Source organism: Pseudomonas sp. NY11955, from assembly GCF_048068035.1.
GTDB lineage: Bacteria > Pseudomonadota > Gammaproteobacteria > Pseudomonadales > Pseudomonadaceae > Aquipseudomonas.
This window is the reverse complement of record NZ_JBLUPS010000006.1, coordinates 199776-216339: the sequence shown is the minus strand read 5'-3', so window position 1 is coordinate 216339 and position 16564 is coordinate 199776. Positions and strand designations below refer to the sequence as shown.

Genomic DNA, 16564 nt, shown 5'->3' with positions numbered 1-16564 from the left:
AGTCCCAAGGGCCGAAGTGGTTGGATCATCCAACCAAAGGAGCCTTTCTCAGCCGTGTGGCAGAACCTCGGCAGGTTGGGCCTGCGGCGCCGGCTTGCGCTTGAGCAGCGACAGCACCCAGACAAAGCAGATCGGCACGAACACCACGCCCAGCAACGTGGCGCTGAGCATGCCGCCGATTACCCCGGTACCAATCGCCCGCTGGCTGGCGGCACCGGCACCGCTGGCGATGGCCAGGGGCACCACACCGAGGATGAACGCCATCGAGGTCATCACGATGGGCCGGAAACGCAGGCGCGCGGCCTCGATGGCGGCGTCACGCAGGCTGTAGCCTTTCTCCCACAGCTCCTTGGCGAACTCGACGATGAGGATGGCGTTCTTTGCCGCCAGGCCAATGATGGTGATCAGACCCACTTTGAAGTACACATCGTTGGGCATGCCGGTGACCATCACCGCCAGTACCGCCCCCAACGCACCGATCGGCACGATCAGCATCACCGTCAGCGGGATCGCCCAGCTTTCGTACAACGCCACCAGCAGCAGGAACACCACCAGGATGGCCAGGGCGAACAGGCTGCTGGCCTGGCCGCTGGAGACCTTCTCCTGGTACGAAAGCCCCGTCCAGGCGTCGCCGATCCCTGGCGGCAGTTCGCTGACCAGGCGCTCCATTTCGGCCATCGCCTGGCCGGTGCTGTAGCCGGGCGCCGCGTCACCGGAGATACGGATCGACGGGTAGCCGTTGTAACGCACGATCTGTACCGGCCCTTCTTCCCAGCGGGTGGTGACGAAGCTGCTGAACGGCACCTGCTGGCCATCGGCGTTCGGCGCGTACAGGCGCAGCACGCTTTCCGGGGTCATGCGCTCGCCCTGTTCGGCCTGCACCACCACCCGCTGTTGCCGGCCGGCATTGGTGAAGTCGTTGATCACTGCCGAGCCAAAGGCGGTGGCCAGGGTGCTGTTGATGGTTTCGAAGGGCACGCCGAGGGCGCGGGCTTTTTCCCGGTCGATGTCGACCCGCAGTTGCGGCGCTTCGGCCAGGCCTTCCATCATCGCGTAGAGGATGATCGGGTTGCCATTGGCCTCACCCAGAATCCGGTCGCGTGCCGCCAGCAAGGCCTCACGGCCCAGGCCGCCACGGTCGAGCAGGCGCAGGGCGAAACCACCGGCATTGCCCAGGCCATCGATCGGCGGTGGGTTGACCGCCATGATCGTGCCGTCGCCATGGCTGGCAAATTGCGCATTGATCGCCTGGGTTTCGGCATCCACCGATTGCTCGGCGCCACGTACCGACCAGTCTTTGTAGGTAGGGAACGCCAGCGCGGCGTTCTCGCCCATGCCCGAGAAGCTGAAGCCGCTGACCATAAAGGCCGAAGCCAGCGCCTCGCGGGACATCAGGAACTGCTCCAGAGCCTGCCCGGTGGCGTCGGTGCGCACGCGGCTGGCGCCCGGCGGCAGCTGCACGTCGACAATCGCATAGCCCTGGTCTTCCACCGGCACGAAGGATTCCGGCAGACGCAGGTAGAAGTAGCCGAGCATCGCCAGAATGCCGGCATACACCAGCATGTAGCGGCCGGCCCGGCGCACCAGGGCATTGTTCAATGCCGAGTAGCGCTCGGTCAGCCGTGCAAAGCCACGGTTGAAGGCGCCGAAGAAACCGCGCTTTTCATGGTGCCCTGGGGCCACCGGCTTGAGCAGCGTGGCGCACAGCGCTGGGGTGAAGGTAAGCGCGAGGAAGCCCGAGAACAGGATCGACACCGCCAGTGACAGCGAGAACTGCTGGTAGATCACCCCCACCGAACCCGACATGAACGCCAGTGGCATGAACACGGCCGACAGCACCAGGGTGATGCCAATGATCGCGCCAGACACCTGGCCCATTGCCTTGATGGTGGCGTCGACGGGCGACAGCCCCTCTTCGGCCATGATCCGCTCGACGTTCTCGACCACCACGATGGCGTCGTCGACCAGGATGCCGATGGCCAGCACCATGCCGAACATGGTCATCATGTTCACCGAGAAGCCCAGCAGCTTCATCACCATCAACGTGCCCAGCAGGCACACCGGCACCACGATCGACGGAATCAGCGTGTAGCGGATGTTCTGCAGGAACAGGAACATCACCAGGAACACCAGCACCATGGCTTCGAGCAGGGTGTGGATGACCTTTTCGATGGCCACGTCGACAAACCGCGAGGTGTCGTAAGGTACCGAATACTCGACGCCCTCGGGGAAGAATGCGCTCAGTTCGTCCAGCCGCTGCTTGACCAGCTCGGCGGTTTTCAACGCATTGGCGCCCGGCGCCAGCTGCACCGCACCGGCCACTGCGGGTTTGCCATTCAGGCGCGAGGCAAAGTTGTAGCTTTCCATGCCGACTTCCAGGCGGGCGACATCGGCCAGGCGTACCAGCGACCCGTCCGGATTGGCACGCAGCACCACGCGCCCGAACGCCTGGGGATCGTCCAGGGTGCCTTGCACGGCCAGGGTGGCGGTCAGTTCCTGCTGGCTGCTGCCTGGCGCGCTGCCGAAGCTGCCGGCCGGCACCTGTACGTTCTGCCCGCGGATGGCGTTGCTCACGTCATCGATCGACAGCCCGTAGCCCACCAGCTTCTGCGGGTCGACCCACACACGCATGGCGGCTTCCGACGAGAAGAACTGCAACTTGCCCACGCCCGGTACCCGGCGCAGTTCATTGTTGATGTTGCGCGCGGCGTAGTCGCCCAGCGCCGTGGTATCGGCCTGGCCTGCGCCCTCCTTGTAGCTGAGGGCGTAGATCAGCAAGAAACCGGCACTGGTCTGCTCGACCTGAATGCCTTGGGTGATCACCGCCTGCGGCATGCGTGCTTCGGCCTTTTTCAGGCGGTTCTGCACATCCACCTGGGCCAGTTCCGGGTCGGTACCCGGCTCGAAGGTGACCACCACTTCGGCCATGCCGTTGGAGTTGTTGGTCGACTCGAAATACAGCAGGTTCTTGGCACCATTGAGCGACTCTTCGATGATGCTGGTGACCGAGTCCACCAGTACCTTGGCCGAAGCCCCTGGGTAGGTGGCGGTAATGGTGATTTGCGGCGGCGCCACGTTGGGGTACTGGGCCACCGGCAGCGTTGGTATCACCAACAACCCGGCCAGGGAAATGAACAACGCCACGACCCAGGCGAAGTTCGGCCGCTTGATGAAAAACTTGGACATCTCGTTACCCTCGCCTCAGCGCGCTGCGGCTTGTTGCGCCGGGGCCGGCGCCACTGGCATGCCCGGGGCCAGGCCGGCAGGGCTGCCGACGATCACCTGGTCACCTGGGCGCAGGCCCTCGGTGACCTGCCAACGGGCACCGTGCATGGCACCGGTGCGCACACTGCGCGCCTCAGCCACCCCGCCAATGCCCACCAGCATGACCCGCGCTTCGCCGTCGCTGCCACGTTGAATGGCGCGCTGCGGCACCAGGATGGCCTGGTTGTCGGTGCCTTGAGGGGTGCGCACGCGCACGTACATGCCCGGCAGCAGAATGCCATCGGCGTTGTCGAAGCGACCGCGCAGCGTGACCTGGCCCGTGCCACGGTCGACCGCGACGTCAGTGAACATCAGCGCGCCCTGGCGCTCATAGTCGGTGCCTTCCACCTGGGCGGTCAGGGCTTGCTGATCACCGGCGGCCAGCGCGCCGTCCTTGAGAGCCTGGCGCAGACGCAGGGCATCGGCGGCGGACTGGGTGAAATCGACATAGATGGGGTCGAGTTGTTGTACCCGGGCCATCAGCGTGGCATCGCCCTGCCCCACCAGCGCACCTTCGGTGACCAGGGCACGGCCGATGCGGCCAGAGATCGGCGCCTTGACCGTGGCGTAGCCCAGGTTCAGCCGAGCGGTTTCGACATCGGCCTGGGCCGAACGCACGGCGGCCTTGCCGCTGCGCAGTTCGGCGCTGGCGGTGTCGAAGTCCTGCTGGCTGACCGCCTCGATCTTCACCAGCGGCTCATAGCGGCGCACCCGTGCCTGGGCTTCGAGCATCACCGACTGGGCCCTGGCCAGGTCGGCCTCGGCACGTGCCAGTGCGGCTTTGAATGGCGCCGGGTCGATCTGGAACAACACATCGCCGGCTTTTACGTCGGCGCCCTCCTCAAAGCGCTTGTGCAGCACGATGCCGGCCACCCGGGCGCGCACCTCGGCCACGCGCATGGGTTCGACCCGGCCCGGTAAGGTTGCCGCCAGGGTAAGAGGTTCGCTGGCGACCGTGACGGTCTGGACCGCGAAGGCGCTCTGGGCCGTGGACGGCGGCGCTTCAGCTTCGCCACAGCCGGCCAGGGCAACCACTGCCGCCAGGCAGCTGGCCATTCCTATTGCACGCAAGTTGCTCATGATTCACCCGAGCTTTAGATGGAAAAACGGCCCGAATGATATGAGCGAAGACAAAATGAGTCAATTTTGTCTCATTTGATACTTTGTTAAGAATTGTGAATCTCGGCGTGGCATTTTCGCCGCCTGGTAGATCGAGCGCCGCCCGCGCGGCGCATCGCGAGCGAAGCTCGCTCCTACATTTGTTTCGGGCCAATCATTCCTGCGGGATTTGCGCGCGATCCCCTTGGCGCATGGCTGGATATTGCGTCGTATGAACAAGGCGGTCGCGCGTGTTGGCACAGGCGTTACTGGCCCGAAACAAACGTAGGAGCGAGCTTCGCTCGCGATGCGCCGCGCGGGCGGCGCTCGATCTGCCAGGCCCTGGAGATGCCACGTCAAGTGCATCGCGAGCGAAGCTCGCTCCTACATTTGTTTCGGGCCAATCATTCCTGCGGGATTTGCGCGCGATCCCTTTGGCGCATGGCTGGATATTGCGTCGTATGAACAAGGCGGTCGCGCGCGTTGGCACAGGCGTTACTGGCCCGAAATAAACGTAGGAGCGAGCTTCGCTCGCGATGCGCCGCGCGGGCGGTGCTCGATCTGCCAGGCCCTGAAGATGCCACGTCAAACCTGCAAGGGGAATCAACGAATCTGATGCTTGTGCAACAATCGATAAAAAGTCGGCCGCGAGATACCCAGCACCTTCGCCGCCACACTCAGGTTGTCACTGTGCCGGTTAAGCACATCGCACAGCGCCTGGCGCTCGGCGCGTTGCTTGTACTCCTCCAGCGTGCCCAGCGGCTGTTGCTCCTGGTCGAGCAGCTGCAGGCCCAAGTCCTGCGCCTCGATCTGCCGCCCTTCAGCCAGCACCAGCCCCCGGCGCACACGGTTGGCCAGTTCGCGCACATTGCCCGGCCAGTCGTGCCGGCCCATCGCCGCCAGGGCATGGTCGCTGAAAGAGCGCGGCCGGCGCCCGGTTTCCAGACTGTAGAAATGGGCAAAGTGGCTGGCCAGCATCGACAGGTCACCATGCCGATCGCGTAGCGGCGCGGTCACTACCTGCAGTACGTTCAGACGGTAATACAGGTCTTCGCGAAAGCGCCCTTGCTCGATGGCCCTCTCCAGGTCCACATGGGTGGCCGCCAGCACCCGCACATCCACCGGGATCGGCTGGCTGCCCCCCACCCGCTCGATGTGCTTCTCCTGCAGAAAGCGCAGCAGGTTGGCCTGCAACTCCAGCGGCAGGTCACCAATCTCGTCAAGAAACAACGTGCCGCCATGGGCCGCTTCGATGCGCCCAGCCTTGCGCTGATGCGCCCCGGTGAACGCACCCTTTTCATGGCCGAACAGTTCGGACTGGATCAGGTGCTCAGGGATCGCCCCACAGTTGATGGCGATGAACGGCTGCTCGCTGCGTTGCGATTGACGGTGCAGGGTGCGCGCCACCAGTTCCTTGCCGGTGCCGCTTTCACCACGGATCAGCACCGGCGATTCGGTAGGCGCCAGTTTTCCCAGCAACTTGCGCAATTCACGGATCGGGCGGCTTTCACCGAGCAACTCGTGGGTCGCCTCATCGACCTTGACCGCCCCCTTGCCCCGCAGGCGCGCCATGCCGAAAGCGCGGCCCAGGGTCACCTGCACGCGAGAGACGTCGAACGGCAAGGTATGGAAGTCGAAAAACCACTCACAAACAAAGTCTCCGAACGCCGGCATGCGCAACTGTTCGGCGCTAAGCACCGCGATCCATTCGGTATTGCTGCGCTTGATCATGTCCTTGACCGCGTCTGGATGCCTCAGGTGCGTGGCCTGCAAGCGCAGCAGGCCCACATCGCAAGGATGGTCCAACGCGGCGCCGAGCATACAGCTGTCTACATCCCAGCCGGCGTGGCGCAGGCCAGGCAATAAACGGTGGCAGTCGTCGCAGGGGTCGACGATGAGCAAACGGCGTTGAGCGGCAGGCTGTTGCATGACCGATCCTTGGCGCCAGTTTTTGGTTTTTTGAAGTAAAACAGCAAGTTGTGGCGCCTGTTTAACAGTAGCAACGAAGTTGACAGTGCCCAGTACCGTCTGTCTGCCGAAGCATTTTTTTACAAAGCGCCACGGGAATTTTCGCACTTTATCGACATCACATGGCGGCGTAGGTATGAACGGATTCAGCCCTGACAAAAAAATTTACAACCAATGTGTGACTTGCCCCCGGACCACGAGCATCAGTACACATAACCCCGCGCTGCACTTCGCGATCATTGAGGCGACTTTGAAGCAACGCGGACTTTACTTCGATGTTTGGGACCATAGAGAGACCGAACCATGAATGCCCCGCTCCGTGTCAACGAAGCACTGCTGATTGCCGACCACGCCTTCGAACCTTTCCAGTGCGTAGCCTGGGATGCACCCAACGGTACTGGTGAGCTGAGCCTGGCAGTGATCGACCGGACCAGCACCCGTATCGGCAGCAAGCAAGTGTCCTCTCGTATCTATTCGGATCCGGCCCAATGGGCCAGCCTGATCGAGGAAGTGCGCGCCGAATTGTGTGAAAAAGGTTATGACCTGCAACCGTGGTCGATGCCGAAATAATACCGCCCGGTAAACCAAGTGCGTGCTGCGCCACGCACTTGCGCCAATGCGAAGTTGCTGTCCTGGCAACTTTTCTATTGCGACATAGTGTCGCGCCCATACTGTTCAGTCCACGACCTTGAAATGTTGCAAGTGCTGGTAATCGGCCTGCAATTGTTCTGCCAGACGCTGAGCACGCCCCAGCCGAACCGGCGCCAATTCCATATCCACCAGCAACGTTGGACAGGGCATGGGTTGAACGGTGGTCCAGTGTTGCAGGCGACCGTCGGTAAACACCAGGCAGCGCACAGCTTCATGCGGATAAGCGCGCTGCCGAGCCTGTAGCCAGTGCCGTGCCTGTTCCAATGCGGCGATCAGCGGCGTGCCGCCACCTGCGCCCAAGCCTTGCAGCCAGGGTTGCAAGGCGGCCGAAGCCTTCAGGCCGTGGCGCTGCCACTGCGGCGAGCGCCCGCTGGCGGTAAGCAAGGCCAAGCGGGCGCGCTGACGATAGGCTTGGTCGAACAACGTCGCCAACAGCCCCTTGGTCTGCGCCAGCGCCTGATGCCGCCGGGTCGAGGCCGAGGCATCGACGATCACCAACCACAGCTCGGCAGGCTTGCCCTTGCGCTGCTGCCAGCACAGGTCCTGGCGCTGGCGTGGCCGCCCTTTGAGCAAGGTCGGCAACCAGGCCACTCGGCCATTGGCCGCCTTGCGCCCGCGGCCACGGCTGGCAACGTTGTGCTTGCCTGCGCCTGCTTTGGCATCCACCCCTTTGGCTGATGGCTGGGGGATGCTCAGGGCTTTTTTGCCCAGTTCGGCACCTCGCGGCGGGCACCGCTGGCAACGGGCTGTGCCGGCAATGCCCCCCAGTCGCCCTGCCCGCCCTGTTCGCCAGGATGGCCGCCGCCCTGCTGGTCGCGCTGTGGCGGCGCCGACGGCGGGTTGGCCTGGGGCGTGGCGCGGCGGCGATGGCGCAAGGCGAACTCGGCCACCGCTTCGACATCCACTTCTTCAATAGCCGCTCCACCACGCCAGGCGCAGTGGGCACGCGCCGCGCGCAGCCAGACCAGGTCGGCGCGCAGGCCGTCGACGCCGGCGGCGTAACAGCGCTCGGTAATCCAGGCCAGCGCCTGATCATCCAGGGCAATATCGGCCAAGGCCTGGCGCGCCGCCTGGCAGCGCTCACGCAGTTGCGCCTGGGCCGTTGCCCATTGTTCACAGAACAGCTGAGGGTCACTGTCGAACGCCAGGCGGCGGCGAATGATCTGCTGCCGGGCCTCGGGCTCGGGAACGCCGTCCAGCGCCACGTTCAGGCCAAAACGGTCCAGCAGTTGTGGGCGCAGCTCGCCCTCTTCCGGGTTCATGGTGCCAATCAGCACGAAGCGGGCGCTGTGCCGGTGCGAGATGCCGTCGCGCTCGATGCGGTTGGTGCCGCTGGCAGCCACATCGAGCAACAGGTCGACCAAGGTGTCGGGCAACAGGTTGACCTCATCGACATACAGCACACCGCCGTCGGCCTGGGCCAACACGCCCGGGGAAAACTGCGCCTTGCCCTGCCCCAACGCGGCATCCAGGTCGAGGGTGCCGACCAGCCGTTCTTCACTGGCACCCAAGGGCAAGGTCACGAAGGGGCCTTCGCCAAGCAGGTCGGCCAGGCCACGGGCCAGGGTGCTCTTGGCCATGCCACGCGGCCCTTCGATCAGCACGCCGCCGATCCTGGGGTCGATGGCGGTCAGGCACAGCGCCAGTTTCAGGTCGTCGGCAGCGACCACCGCCGCCAGCGGAAATTGTACGGGTTCACTCATTTCAAGCCTGTTCCTCGCCGTCGAGCAATTGTTCCTCGAGGGCTTCGCGATAGTCGCCCGGCGCCTGCCACAAGCCGCGCTGCTGGGCCTCCAACAGGCGCTCGGTGAGGTCGCGCAAGGCCTCGGGGTTGTGCTCGCGGATGAAATCGCGGGTCGCCGGGTCGAGCACGTAGGCATCGGCCAGCCCCTGGTAATGATGGTCGTCGATCAGGTGCGTGGTGGCATCGAAGGCGAACAGGTTGTCGACTGTCGCCGCCATTTCGAACGCGCCCTTGTAGCCGTGACGCTTGACCCCGTCGATCCATTTCGGGTTGAGCGCACGGGCACGGATCACCCGGTTCAGCTCTTCTTTGAGGGTACGGATGCGCGGCCGGTCGGCCTGGCTGTGGTCGCCGTGGTAGCTGGCCACAGCCACCCCGGACAAGGTTTCCGACGCCGCCAGCATGCCGCCCTGGAACTGGTAGTAATCGTTGGAGTCGAGCAGGTCGTGCTCGTGGTTGTCCTGGTTTTGCAGCACCGCCTGCACCCGGGCCAGGCGCTGGGCGAATTGCGCCCGGGCCGGGGTGCCGTCGTCGCTGGCGCCGTAGGCGTAGCCACCGTGATTGAGGTAAACCTCGGCCAGGTCGTCACGGCTGTGCCACAGGCGCCCATCGATGGCGTTCTGCACCCCGGCACCGTAAGCGCCGGGTTTGGCACCAAACACTCGCCAGCCGGCCTGCCGGGCGGCCTGCTCGGCGTCCATGCCCTGCGCCTGCAGCGCAGCCCGTTCGCTGCGCACGCGGGCAGCCAGGGGGTTGAGGTCGTCGGGTTCGTCCAGCGCGGCCACTGCTTGCACGGCGGCATCGAACAGGCGGATCAGGTTACCAAAGGCATCGCGGAAGAAGCCGGAAACACGCAGGGTCACATCCACACGCGGGCGGTCGAGCAGGCTCAGCGGCAGGATCTCGAAGTCGTCCACGCGCTGGCTGCCGGTGGCCCACACCGGGCGTACGCCCATCAGCGCCATGGCCTGGGCGATGTCGTCGCCGCCGGTGCGCATGGTCGCCGTGCCCCATACCGACAGGCCGAGCTGGCGCAGGTGATCGCCGTGGTCCTGCAGGTGGCGTTCGAGGATCAGGCTGGCCGAGGCGAAACCCAGGCGCCAGGCCGTGGTGGTGGGCAGGTTGCGCACGTCCACGGTATAGAAGTTGCGTCCGGTGGGCAGCACATCGAGGCGCCCACGGCTGGGTGCGCCGCTGGGGCCGGCGGGCACGAAACGCCCCGCCAGCGCCGCCAGCAAGCCATTCATTTCGGCGCTGCCACAGGCATCCAGGCTGGGAGCAACCCTTTCGCACAAGGCCTGCACCACGTCGTGCACCGGCTGCCACTCGCTCTGGGCGGGCAACTGTGCGCTGCCGTCCAGCGCCTGGCCGATCAGTTGCAGCGCCAGCAGCTCCAAGCGCTCGCGGGTATCCCCGCAGGTACGCCAGGGTTCACCGCTCATGGCCAGCAGTTGCTCAGGGCGTGCGCCCTGCCAGGCCTGCCCAAGCTCGCAATCGAGCGGGTCGAAACCTGGCACCAGGGCTTTGGCCAGGGCCCGCAGCAGGCTGGCATTGCCGCCGCGACCGTCGCCACGTTCAACCCGCAACAGCGCCAGCAGCGTATCCAGGCGCAGCCGCCCTTCTGGCGACTGGCCAAACACATGCAGGCCATCGCGAATCTGTGACTCCTTCAGGTCGCACAAGTAGGTGTCCAGGCGCGGCAGCCAGATAGCGGCATCGTCCAGTTGGCCTTCGAGCTGCAGCTCGCGGTCGATGTGGTTGGCCTTGACCAGCTCCAGGATGTCGCGCTGCAACTCGCGAGCACGTCGCGGGTCGAGCATCTGCGCTTCATAGAACTCGTCAGCCAGTTGCTCCAGGTGGCGCAGCGGGCCATAGGTTTCGGCACGGGTCAGCGGCGGCATCAGGTGGTCGATGATCACCGCCTGGGTACGGCGCTTGGCCTGGGCGCCCTCGCCCGGGTCATTGACGATGAATGGGTAGATGTTCGGCAACGGGCCAAGCAAGGCGTCTGGCCAGCACTGCGCCGACAGGCCAACGCCCTTGCCGGGCAGCCATTCCAGGTTACCGTGCTTGCCAACGTGGATCACCGCGTCGGCGGCAAAGGCATGACGCAGCCAGAAGTGAAACGCCAGGTAACCGTGCGGCGGCACCAGGTCTGGGTCGTGGTAGACCGCGCTCGGGTCCACCTGGTAGCCCCGCGCCGGCTGGATGCCAACGAACGTCAGGCCAAAGCGCAGGCCGGCGACCATCAGCCGGCCACCGCGGTACATCGGGTCTTGCTCTGGCGGCCCCCAGCGTTCCAGCACGGCCTGGCGGTTGGCCTCGGGCAAGCGTTCGAACGCGGCCTGGTAGTCGGCCAGGCTCAAGCTCTGCGCGCAGGGGCGCAGGTCGAGGTGGTCGAGGTCGTTGGTCACGCCGCCGAGCAACTGATGGATCAGTTGCGTGCCGCTGCCCGGCAGGTCGGCCAGCGGATAGCCTTCGGCCTGCAATGCCTTGAGAATGTTCAACGCTGCAGCGGGAGTGTCCAGGCCAACGCCGTTGCCAATGCGGCCATCCCGGGTCGGGTAGTTGGCCAGCACCAGGGCAACACGCTTCTGGGCATTGGGCAGACGCGCCAGCTCGACCCAGCGGCGGGCCAGCTCGGCGACGAAGTCCATGCGCTCGGGGTGAGCGCGGTAACACACCACGTCGGACTGGCTGCGCTCGCTGCGCCAGGCCATGTCCTTGAAACTGACCGGGCGGGTGATGATGCGCCCGTCCAGCTCAGGCAGGGCAATGTGCATGGCCAGGTCACGCGCGCCCAGGCCCTGCTCGCTGGCTTCCCAGCCGGGCTGGTTGTCTTGCGCGCAAATGGCCTGCAGCACCGGGATGTCGCGGCGCAACGGGCGCAGGTTGGGGCGTTCGGGGCTGGACAGGGCAAAGCCGGTGGTATTGACCAGCACTTCGGCGCCAACCTCGTCCAGCCAGGCTTCGACCTGTTCCAGGCAGGCGCTTTCCTTCAGGCTGGCAACGGCAATCGGCAGCGGGTTCAGCCCGGCAGCCCGCAGGCGCTGACAGAACACGTCGATGAACGCGGTATTGGCCGCCTGCAAGTGCGAGCGGTAGAACAGCAGCGGCGCCACCGGGTGCTCGGGGTGCCAGTGCGGGTACCAGTCTTCCAGCTCCGCACTGCCCTTGGCCGGGTGATAGACCGCCGTGCGCGGCAACGGCTGCGGCTCGTCCCAGGTGTAGTCGCGGCCTAGCCACTGGCTGGCCAGGCAGTTGAACAGGTTGCGGGCGTTGGCCTTGCCGCCCTGGCGCAGATAATGCCAGAGGCGCTCGGCCTGCTCGCCTGTGACATTGCCCAGGCCGGTCAATTCCGGGTCCGGGCGGTCGTCGCCCGGTACCAGGATCAGCTGCACGCCTCGGGCGGCCAGCTCGACCAATTGCTCCACGCCATAGCGCCAGTAACCAACGCCACCGTGCAGCGACACCAGAATGACCTTGGCGTGGCGCAGCACCTGGTCGACGTACAAGTCGACCGAGGCATGGTTCTGCACCTGCATGGGGTTGGCCAGGCGCAGGCTGGGGAAGTCTTCGGGCAAGTGCTCGGCGGTATCGGCGAGCAATGCCAGGTGCGAATCGCCGCTGCAGAGAATCACCAGCTCGGCGGGTGTCTGGCCAAGGTCGGCAATGCTGTCATCCGGCACGAAGCCGCCGGGCTGGGTCCGCAGCAGGTGCATGGGTCAGGCGCCCAGGGCCTGGCGCAGGCGCGCTTCCAGTTGAGTAGCGTCGAGGTCCTGTCCGATCAGCACCAAGCGGGTGATGCGTGGCTCGTCGGCGCGCCAGGCACGGTCGAAGTGTTTGTCGAAACGGGTACCCACGCCTTGCACCAGCAGGCGCATCGGCTTGCCCGGGATGGCGGCGAAGCCTTTGGCGCGCAGGATGCCGAACTCCACCACCAGTTGGGTCAGTGCGTCGAGCAGCAGGCTCTCGTCGGCTTCGGGCAGGTCGATGGAGATGGAATCGAAGGCGTCGTGGTCATGGTCGTCATGCTCGTCGCCGTCGTGGTGCGAATCGTGGTGGGTACGTCGGCCATCGATGTGCGCCTCGGACTCTGCCCCCACGCCCAGCAGCACCTCCAGTGGCAGCTTGCCGCTGCTGGCCTCGATCACTTTCACCGCCGGCGGCAGTTCTTCGGCCACTTCCGCCCGCACCTTGGCCAGGCCTTCGGCATCGATCAGGTCGGCCTTGTTCAGTACCACCAGGTCGGCGCTGGCCAACTGGTCGGCGAACAGCTCGTGCAGTGGCGATTCATGGTCCAGGTTGGGGTCGAGCTTGCGCTGGGCATCGACCTGGTCCGGGTAGGCGGCGAAGGTGCCAGCGGCCACAGCTGGGCTGTCGACCACGGTGATGACCGCATCGACGGTGCAGGCATTGCGGATTTCCGGCCATTGGAAGGCCTGCACCAGCGGCTTGGGCAGGGCCAGACCGCTGGTTTCGATGAGGATGTGGTCGAGGTCGCCACGGCGAGCCACCAGTTCGCGCATTACCGGGAAGAATTCTTCCTGCACGGTGCAGCACAGGCAGCCGTTGGCCAGCTCGTAGACGCGGCCGCTGGCTTCTTCCTCGGTGCACCCGATGCTGCACTGCTTGAGGATTTCGCCATCGATCCCCAGCTCGCCGAATTCGTTGACGATGACCGCGATGCGACGGCCCTGGGCGTTGTCGAGCATGTGGCGCAGCAAGGTGGTCTTGCCCGAGCCGAGGAAGCCGGTGACGATGGTGACGGGGAGCTTGGCCAGTGTTTTCATGTCGCATTGCCCTTGGCAGTGTGGCGCGGGCATGCAGGACGACAGCCGCGGGCCAGGTTGGCCGGGCTTGTTCGCCACCGGATCACCCCGCCCGGTTGAAAGTCGAAAACGTGACGAGGCAGGTCTCCTGGCTCGCACCGTTCCATTGCCCCGTTCAGTTGAACAGCGGGCTGGCGGGATGACGCCTTCCCGCGCGCTGGCGCAGTGGCAATGTCGATCCGTTGTCGGTGCTTACAGTTGCGGGGGCAGCCGCGGCTTGTACCGCGTTCCCATCTTAGCTTCGGCCTGGCCGAAGAACCTCGAAGTGGCAAGGCTACGCAGTGGCTGGCGGGTGGTCAACCATTGCGGCGGCGCCGGTCGACAACGCTGGGCGCAACTGCGTTACAGTGGCGGCTTCACCCACGGTCAAGGACGCCCCATGCCCCTCGCCCCCGCCATACCCGTACTGCGCATTTTCTCGGTCGACAAGGCCAAGGAGTTCTACGTCGATTTTCTAGGTTTTACCCTGGATTGGTCGCACCGCTTCAGCCCGGACTTGCCGTTGTACATGCAGATTCACCGCGATGGCCTGATCCTGCACCTATCCGAGCACCATGGCGATGCATGCCCCGGTTCAACCGTGTTCGCCCGCATCGACGACCTGCGCGCGCTGGAGCGCGAGCTGCAGGATAAACAGTACGGTTACGCCCGGCCCGAGGCCGAGCGCCTGGACTGGGGCCTGCAGATGCAGGTGTGGGACCCGTTCGGCAACCGCCTGCGCTTTTGCCAGCAGATCGATGACGAGGCCAACCCGTGAAGACGCTGGGCAAACGCGAAATGGCCCGCCTTGAGCGGGAGCTGGTGGCGTGCCTGACCGATGCCTGCGAAACCGCCAAGGCGCAGATCGTCGGCTTCAGCTGGCTTACCCATCGCCACGACCCCGAGGACTTTCCGGGCAGCCTGCGTATTACCTGGGTATTTGAGCAAGAGGCCGATAAAGCCGCTGCCGTGGCGAGCGAAGCGAAAGCGCGCATGCTGGCGCTGACCCGCCAGGCGCTGGAGCAAGCCGGCATAAAGCTGGACCATCCGGCCTGGCATGTGCGGTTTGACAGTGAAGAAGCCTGCGCGCAGAGCCACGCCGGAGACTGGGCCAAGCGCTTGCAGACGCAACGCTGAGGGCAGGCCGCTGTTTACACCGTGCAAGGTTGTGTCGCCAGTCCCGGCCTCTTCGCAGCACAAGGCTGCTCCTACAGCGCCAGTGGGCCGCGAAAAATGCATCGCAGGCTATCAATTCGTGACTGGCCGTTCCCGATCCGCCAAGGATGTATTAAGGTGGCATGGTGCGCATATAACAGCAGCCCGAGAGATCGGGCACTTGCAAGACAATGAGGGTGTCATGAGCAACGAAAGCATTAATTGGGACAAGCTGGGTTTCGACTACATCAAGACCGACAAACGCTACCTGTCCGTATGGCGCAATGGCGAGTGGGACAAAGGCACCCTGACCGAAGACAACGTACTGCACATCAGTGAAGGCTCCACGGCGCTGCACTACGGCCAGCAGTGCTTCGAAGGCCTCAAGGCCTACCGCTGCAAGGACGGCTCGATCAACCTGTTCCGCCCAGACCAGAACGCCGCCCGCATGCAGCGCAGCTGCGCCCGCCTGCTGATGCCGCACGTGCCGACCGATGTGTTCATCGAAGCGTGCAAGCAAGTGGTCAAGGCCAACGAAAAGTTCGTGCCACCGCACGGCAAAGGTGCCCTGTACCTGCGCCCGTTCGTGATCGGCACCGGCGACAACATTGGCGTGCGCACCGCCCCCGAGTTCATCTTCTCGGTGTTCGCCATCCCGGTTGGCTCGTACTTCAAAGGCGGCATGAAACCGCACAACTTCCAGATTTCCAGCTTCGACCGCGCTGCCCCGCAAGGCACCGGCGCAGCCAAGGTGGGTGGCAACTACGCTGCCAGCCTGCAGCCGGGCGCTGAAGCGAAGAAAGCCAACTTCGCCGACGCCATCTACCTCGACCCGCTGACCCACACCAAAATCGAGGAAGTCGGTTCGGCCAACTTCTTCGGCATCACCGCCAACAACGAATTCGTGACCCCGAAATCGGCTTCGGTGCTGCCTGGCATCACCCGCCTGTCGCTGATGGAACTGGCGCAATCGCGCCTGGGCCTGACCGTGATCGAAGGCGATGTCGAAATCAACAAGCTGGACCGCTTCATCGAAGCTGGTGCCTGCGGTACCGCTGCGGTGATCACCCCAATCGGCGGCATCGAGTACAACGGCAAGCTGCACGTGTTCCACGACCTGGAAAAGGTCGGCCCGGTCACCCAGAAGCTCTACAACGAGCTGACCGGCATCCAGAGCGGTGACGTTGAAGCACCGGCTGGCTGGATCGTCAAAGTCGCCTGAGGCACTTCAGCGGTTTGAAAAAGGGGCATGCCAGTTAATGGCATGCCCCTTTTTATTGGCTGTGGGAGCGGGCTTGCCCGCGAACACCGGCGAAGCCGGTGCCATTCACCGCGTTGGATTTTTCGCGGGCAAGCCCGCTCCCACAGGTACAGGTTGCTCATGCCAGGCGACGCTGCATCAGCAGATGCCGGGCTTTGTCGAACGCCCAGTTGTACAGCACGGTGTAGGGCAGAATGATCACGAAGAAGCCCAGCTCCACCATGAACGCCTGCAGCAACGAAATATCCAGCATCCACGCCGCCACCGGCAGGCACCACACCACCAGCCCGGCCTCGAAGCCCAGGCCATGCACGAAACGCGCACGGGCCTTCCAGTGGATACGCTCGGCCTGTACGTAGCGATCGACCAGCGCGTTGTATACCATGTTCCACAGCATGGCGATGACCGACAGGGTCACAGCCAGCGCGCCCGCCGTCGCCAGTGACTTGCCCATGATCCAGGACAGCAGCGGCGCACACAGCAACACCGCGAACACTTCGTAGCCAACGGCGTGAACCAGGCGTTCGGTAAAGGACACGTTTTTCATTGCAAATTCCATCCATTGCGTGAGTCGTACTTCCTATTTTCTTTGACAGAACTGATACTCGCGAT

General features: G+C 64.6%; 12 protein-coding genes and 1 riboswitch. Of the genes, 4 read left to right on the top strand and 8 right to left on the bottom strand.

Annotated elements, in window-relative coordinates:
- Nucleotides 1-48: 48 nt before the first annotated feature.
- The 3 genes from ACNFBR_RS13885 to ACNFBR_RS13875 all read right to left on the bottom strand — a co-directional run bounded on the left by ACNFBR_RS13885 (nt 49) and on the right by ACNFBR_RS13875 (nt 6291).
- A complete protein-coding gene (locus ACNFBR_RS13885; protein WP_416735427.1) occupies nt 49-3186 on the bottom strand; it encodes a multidrug efflux RND transporter permease subunit in 3138 nt (1045 codons plus the stop codon).
- Between the two features lie 15 nt (nt 3187-3201).
- On the bottom strand, nt 3202-4344 hold the full coding sequence (locus ACNFBR_RS13880; RefSeq protein ID WP_416735426.1) for a MexC family multidrug efflux RND transporter periplasmic adaptor subunit: 1143 nt from the start codon (nt 4342-4344) through the stop codon (nt 3202-3204).
- A gap of 621 nt (nt 4345-4965) precedes the next feature.
- Nucleotides 4966-6291, bottom strand: coding sequence for a sigma 54-interacting transcriptional regulator (locus ACNFBR_RS13875; protein WP_416735425.1), 1326 nt, complete (start codon nt 6289-6291; stop codon nt 4966-4968).
- 342 nt (nt 6292-6633) lie between these two features.
- Here ACNFBR_RS13875 and ACNFBR_RS13870 point away from each other — a divergent pair, with 342 nt between their 5' ends.
- Nucleotides 6634-6900: a hypothetical protein gene (locus ACNFBR_RS13870; RefSeq protein WP_013972506.1), complete on the top strand. Its 267-nt coding sequence runs from the start codon at nt 6634-6636 to the stop codon at nt 6898-6900.
- Between the two features lie 105 nt (nt 6901-7005).
- Here ACNFBR_RS13870 and ACNFBR_RS13865 read toward each other — a convergent pair whose 3' ends face one another.
- The 4 genes from ACNFBR_RS13865 to cobW form a co-directional block, all read right to left on the bottom strand.
- Nucleotides 7006-7572 (bottom strand): vWA domain-containing protein, encoded by a 567-nt coding sequence (locus ACNFBR_RS13865; protein ID WP_416735557.1) that lies wholly within the window; start codon nt 7570-7572, stop codon nt 7006-7008.
- 101 nt (nt 7573-7673) lie between these two features.
- The gene (locus tag ACNFBR_RS13860) at nt 7674-8684 is read right to left on the bottom strand and encodes an ATP-binding protein (protein ID WP_416735424.1); all 1011 of its coding nucleotides are present in this window, start codon (nt 8682-8684) and stop codon (nt 7674-7676) included.
- Nucleotide 8685: 1 nt separating this feature from the next.
- Nucleotides 8686-12447: a cobaltochelatase subunit CobN gene (gene cobN / locus ACNFBR_RS13855; RefSeq protein ID WP_416735423.1), complete on the bottom strand. Its 3762-nt coding sequence runs from the start codon at nt 12445-12447 to the stop codon at nt 8686-8688.
- Between the two features lie 3 nt (nt 12448-12450).
- Complete coding sequence (gene cobW / locus ACNFBR_RS13850; protein WP_416735422.1) at nt 12451-13518, bottom strand: cobalamin biosynthesis protein CobW; 1068 nt, start codon at nt 13516-13518, stop codon at nt 12451-12453.
- A 99-nt stretch (nt 13519-13617) separates the two neighbouring features.
- Nucleotides 13618-13835, bottom strand: a riboswitch (cobalamin riboswitch).
- A 101-nt stretch (nt 13836-13936) separates the two neighbouring features.
- Between cobW and ACNFBR_RS13845 the strand changes: the two genes are divergently transcribed.
- From ACNFBR_RS13845 to ACNFBR_RS13835, 3 genes are all read left to right on the top strand, one after another.
- Nucleotides 13937-14314 carry a glyoxalase superfamily protein gene (locus ACNFBR_RS13845; protein WP_416735421.1) on the top strand — a complete coding sequence of 126 codons (378 nt, stop codon included), beginning with the start codon at nt 13937-13939 and terminating at the stop codon, nt 14312-14314.
- On the top strand, nt 14311-14673 hold the full coding sequence (locus ACNFBR_RS13840; protein ID WP_416735420.1) for a hypothetical protein: 363 nt from the start codon (nt 14311-14313) through the stop codon (nt 14671-14673). The genes ACNFBR_RS13845 and ACNFBR_RS13840 overlap by 4 nt, the downstream gene beginning before the upstream one ends.
- Nucleotides 14674-14893: 220 nt before the next feature.
- Nucleotides 14894-15913: a branched-chain amino acid aminotransferase gene (locus ACNFBR_RS13835; protein ID WP_012272061.1), complete on the top strand. Its 1020-nt coding sequence runs from the start codon at nt 14894-14896 to the stop codon at nt 15911-15913.
- A gap of 157 nt (nt 15914-16070) precedes the next feature.
- Here the strand turns inward: ACNFBR_RS13835 and ACNFBR_RS13830 are convergent, their stop codons facing one another.
- The gene (locus ACNFBR_RS13830; protein WP_346645716.1) at nt 16071-16499 is read right to left on the bottom strand and encodes a multidrug/biocide efflux PACE transporter; all 429 of its coding nucleotides are present in this window, start codon (nt 16497-16499) and stop codon (nt 16071-16073) included.
- Nucleotides 16500-16564 lie beyond the last annotated feature (65 nt).

What these genes read in the sequence shown, in the direction of transcription:
- ACNFBR_RS13885 (WP_416735427.1), bottom strand. Translation starts at nt 3,186, where the DNA reads ATGTCCAAGTTTTTCATCAAGCGGCCGAACTTCGCCTGGGTCGTGGCG.
- ACNFBR_RS13880 (WP_416735426.1), bottom strand. Translation starts at nt 4,344, where the DNA reads ATGAGCAACTTGCGTGCAATAGGAATGGCCAGCTGCCTGGCGGCAGTG.
- ACNFBR_RS13875 (WP_416735425.1), bottom strand. Translation starts at nt 6,291, where the DNA reads ATGCAACAGCCTGCCGCTCAACGCCGTTTGCTCATCGTCGACCCCTGC.
- ACNFBR_RS13870 (WP_013972506.1), top strand. Translation starts at nt 6,634, where the DNA reads ATGAATGCCCCGCTCCGTGTCAACGAAGCACTGCTGATTGCCGACCAC.
- ACNFBR_RS13860 (WP_416735424.1), bottom strand. Translation starts at nt 8,684, where the DNA reads ATGAGTGAACCCGTACAATTTCCGCTGGCGGCGGTGGTCGCTGCCGAC.
- cobN (WP_416735423.1), bottom strand. Translation starts at nt 12,447, where the DNA reads ATGCACCTGCTGCGGACCCAGCCCGGCGGCTTCGTGCCGGATGACAGC.
- cobW (WP_416735422.1), bottom strand. Translation starts at nt 13,518, where the DNA reads ATGAAAACACTGGCCAAGCTCCCCGTCACCATCGTCACCGGCTTCCTC.
- ACNFBR_RS13845 (WP_416735421.1), top strand. Translation starts at nt 13,937, where the DNA reads ATGCCCCTCGCCCCCGCCATACCCGTACTGCGCATTTTCTCGGTCGAC.
- ACNFBR_RS13835 (WP_012272061.1), top strand. Translation starts at nt 14,894, where the DNA reads ATGAGCAACGAAAGCATTAATTGGGACAAGCTGGGTTTCGACTACATC.
- ACNFBR_RS13830 (WP_346645716.1), bottom strand. Translation starts at nt 16,499, where the DNA reads ATGAAAAACGTGTCCTTTACCGAACGCCTGGTTCACGCCGTTGGCTAC.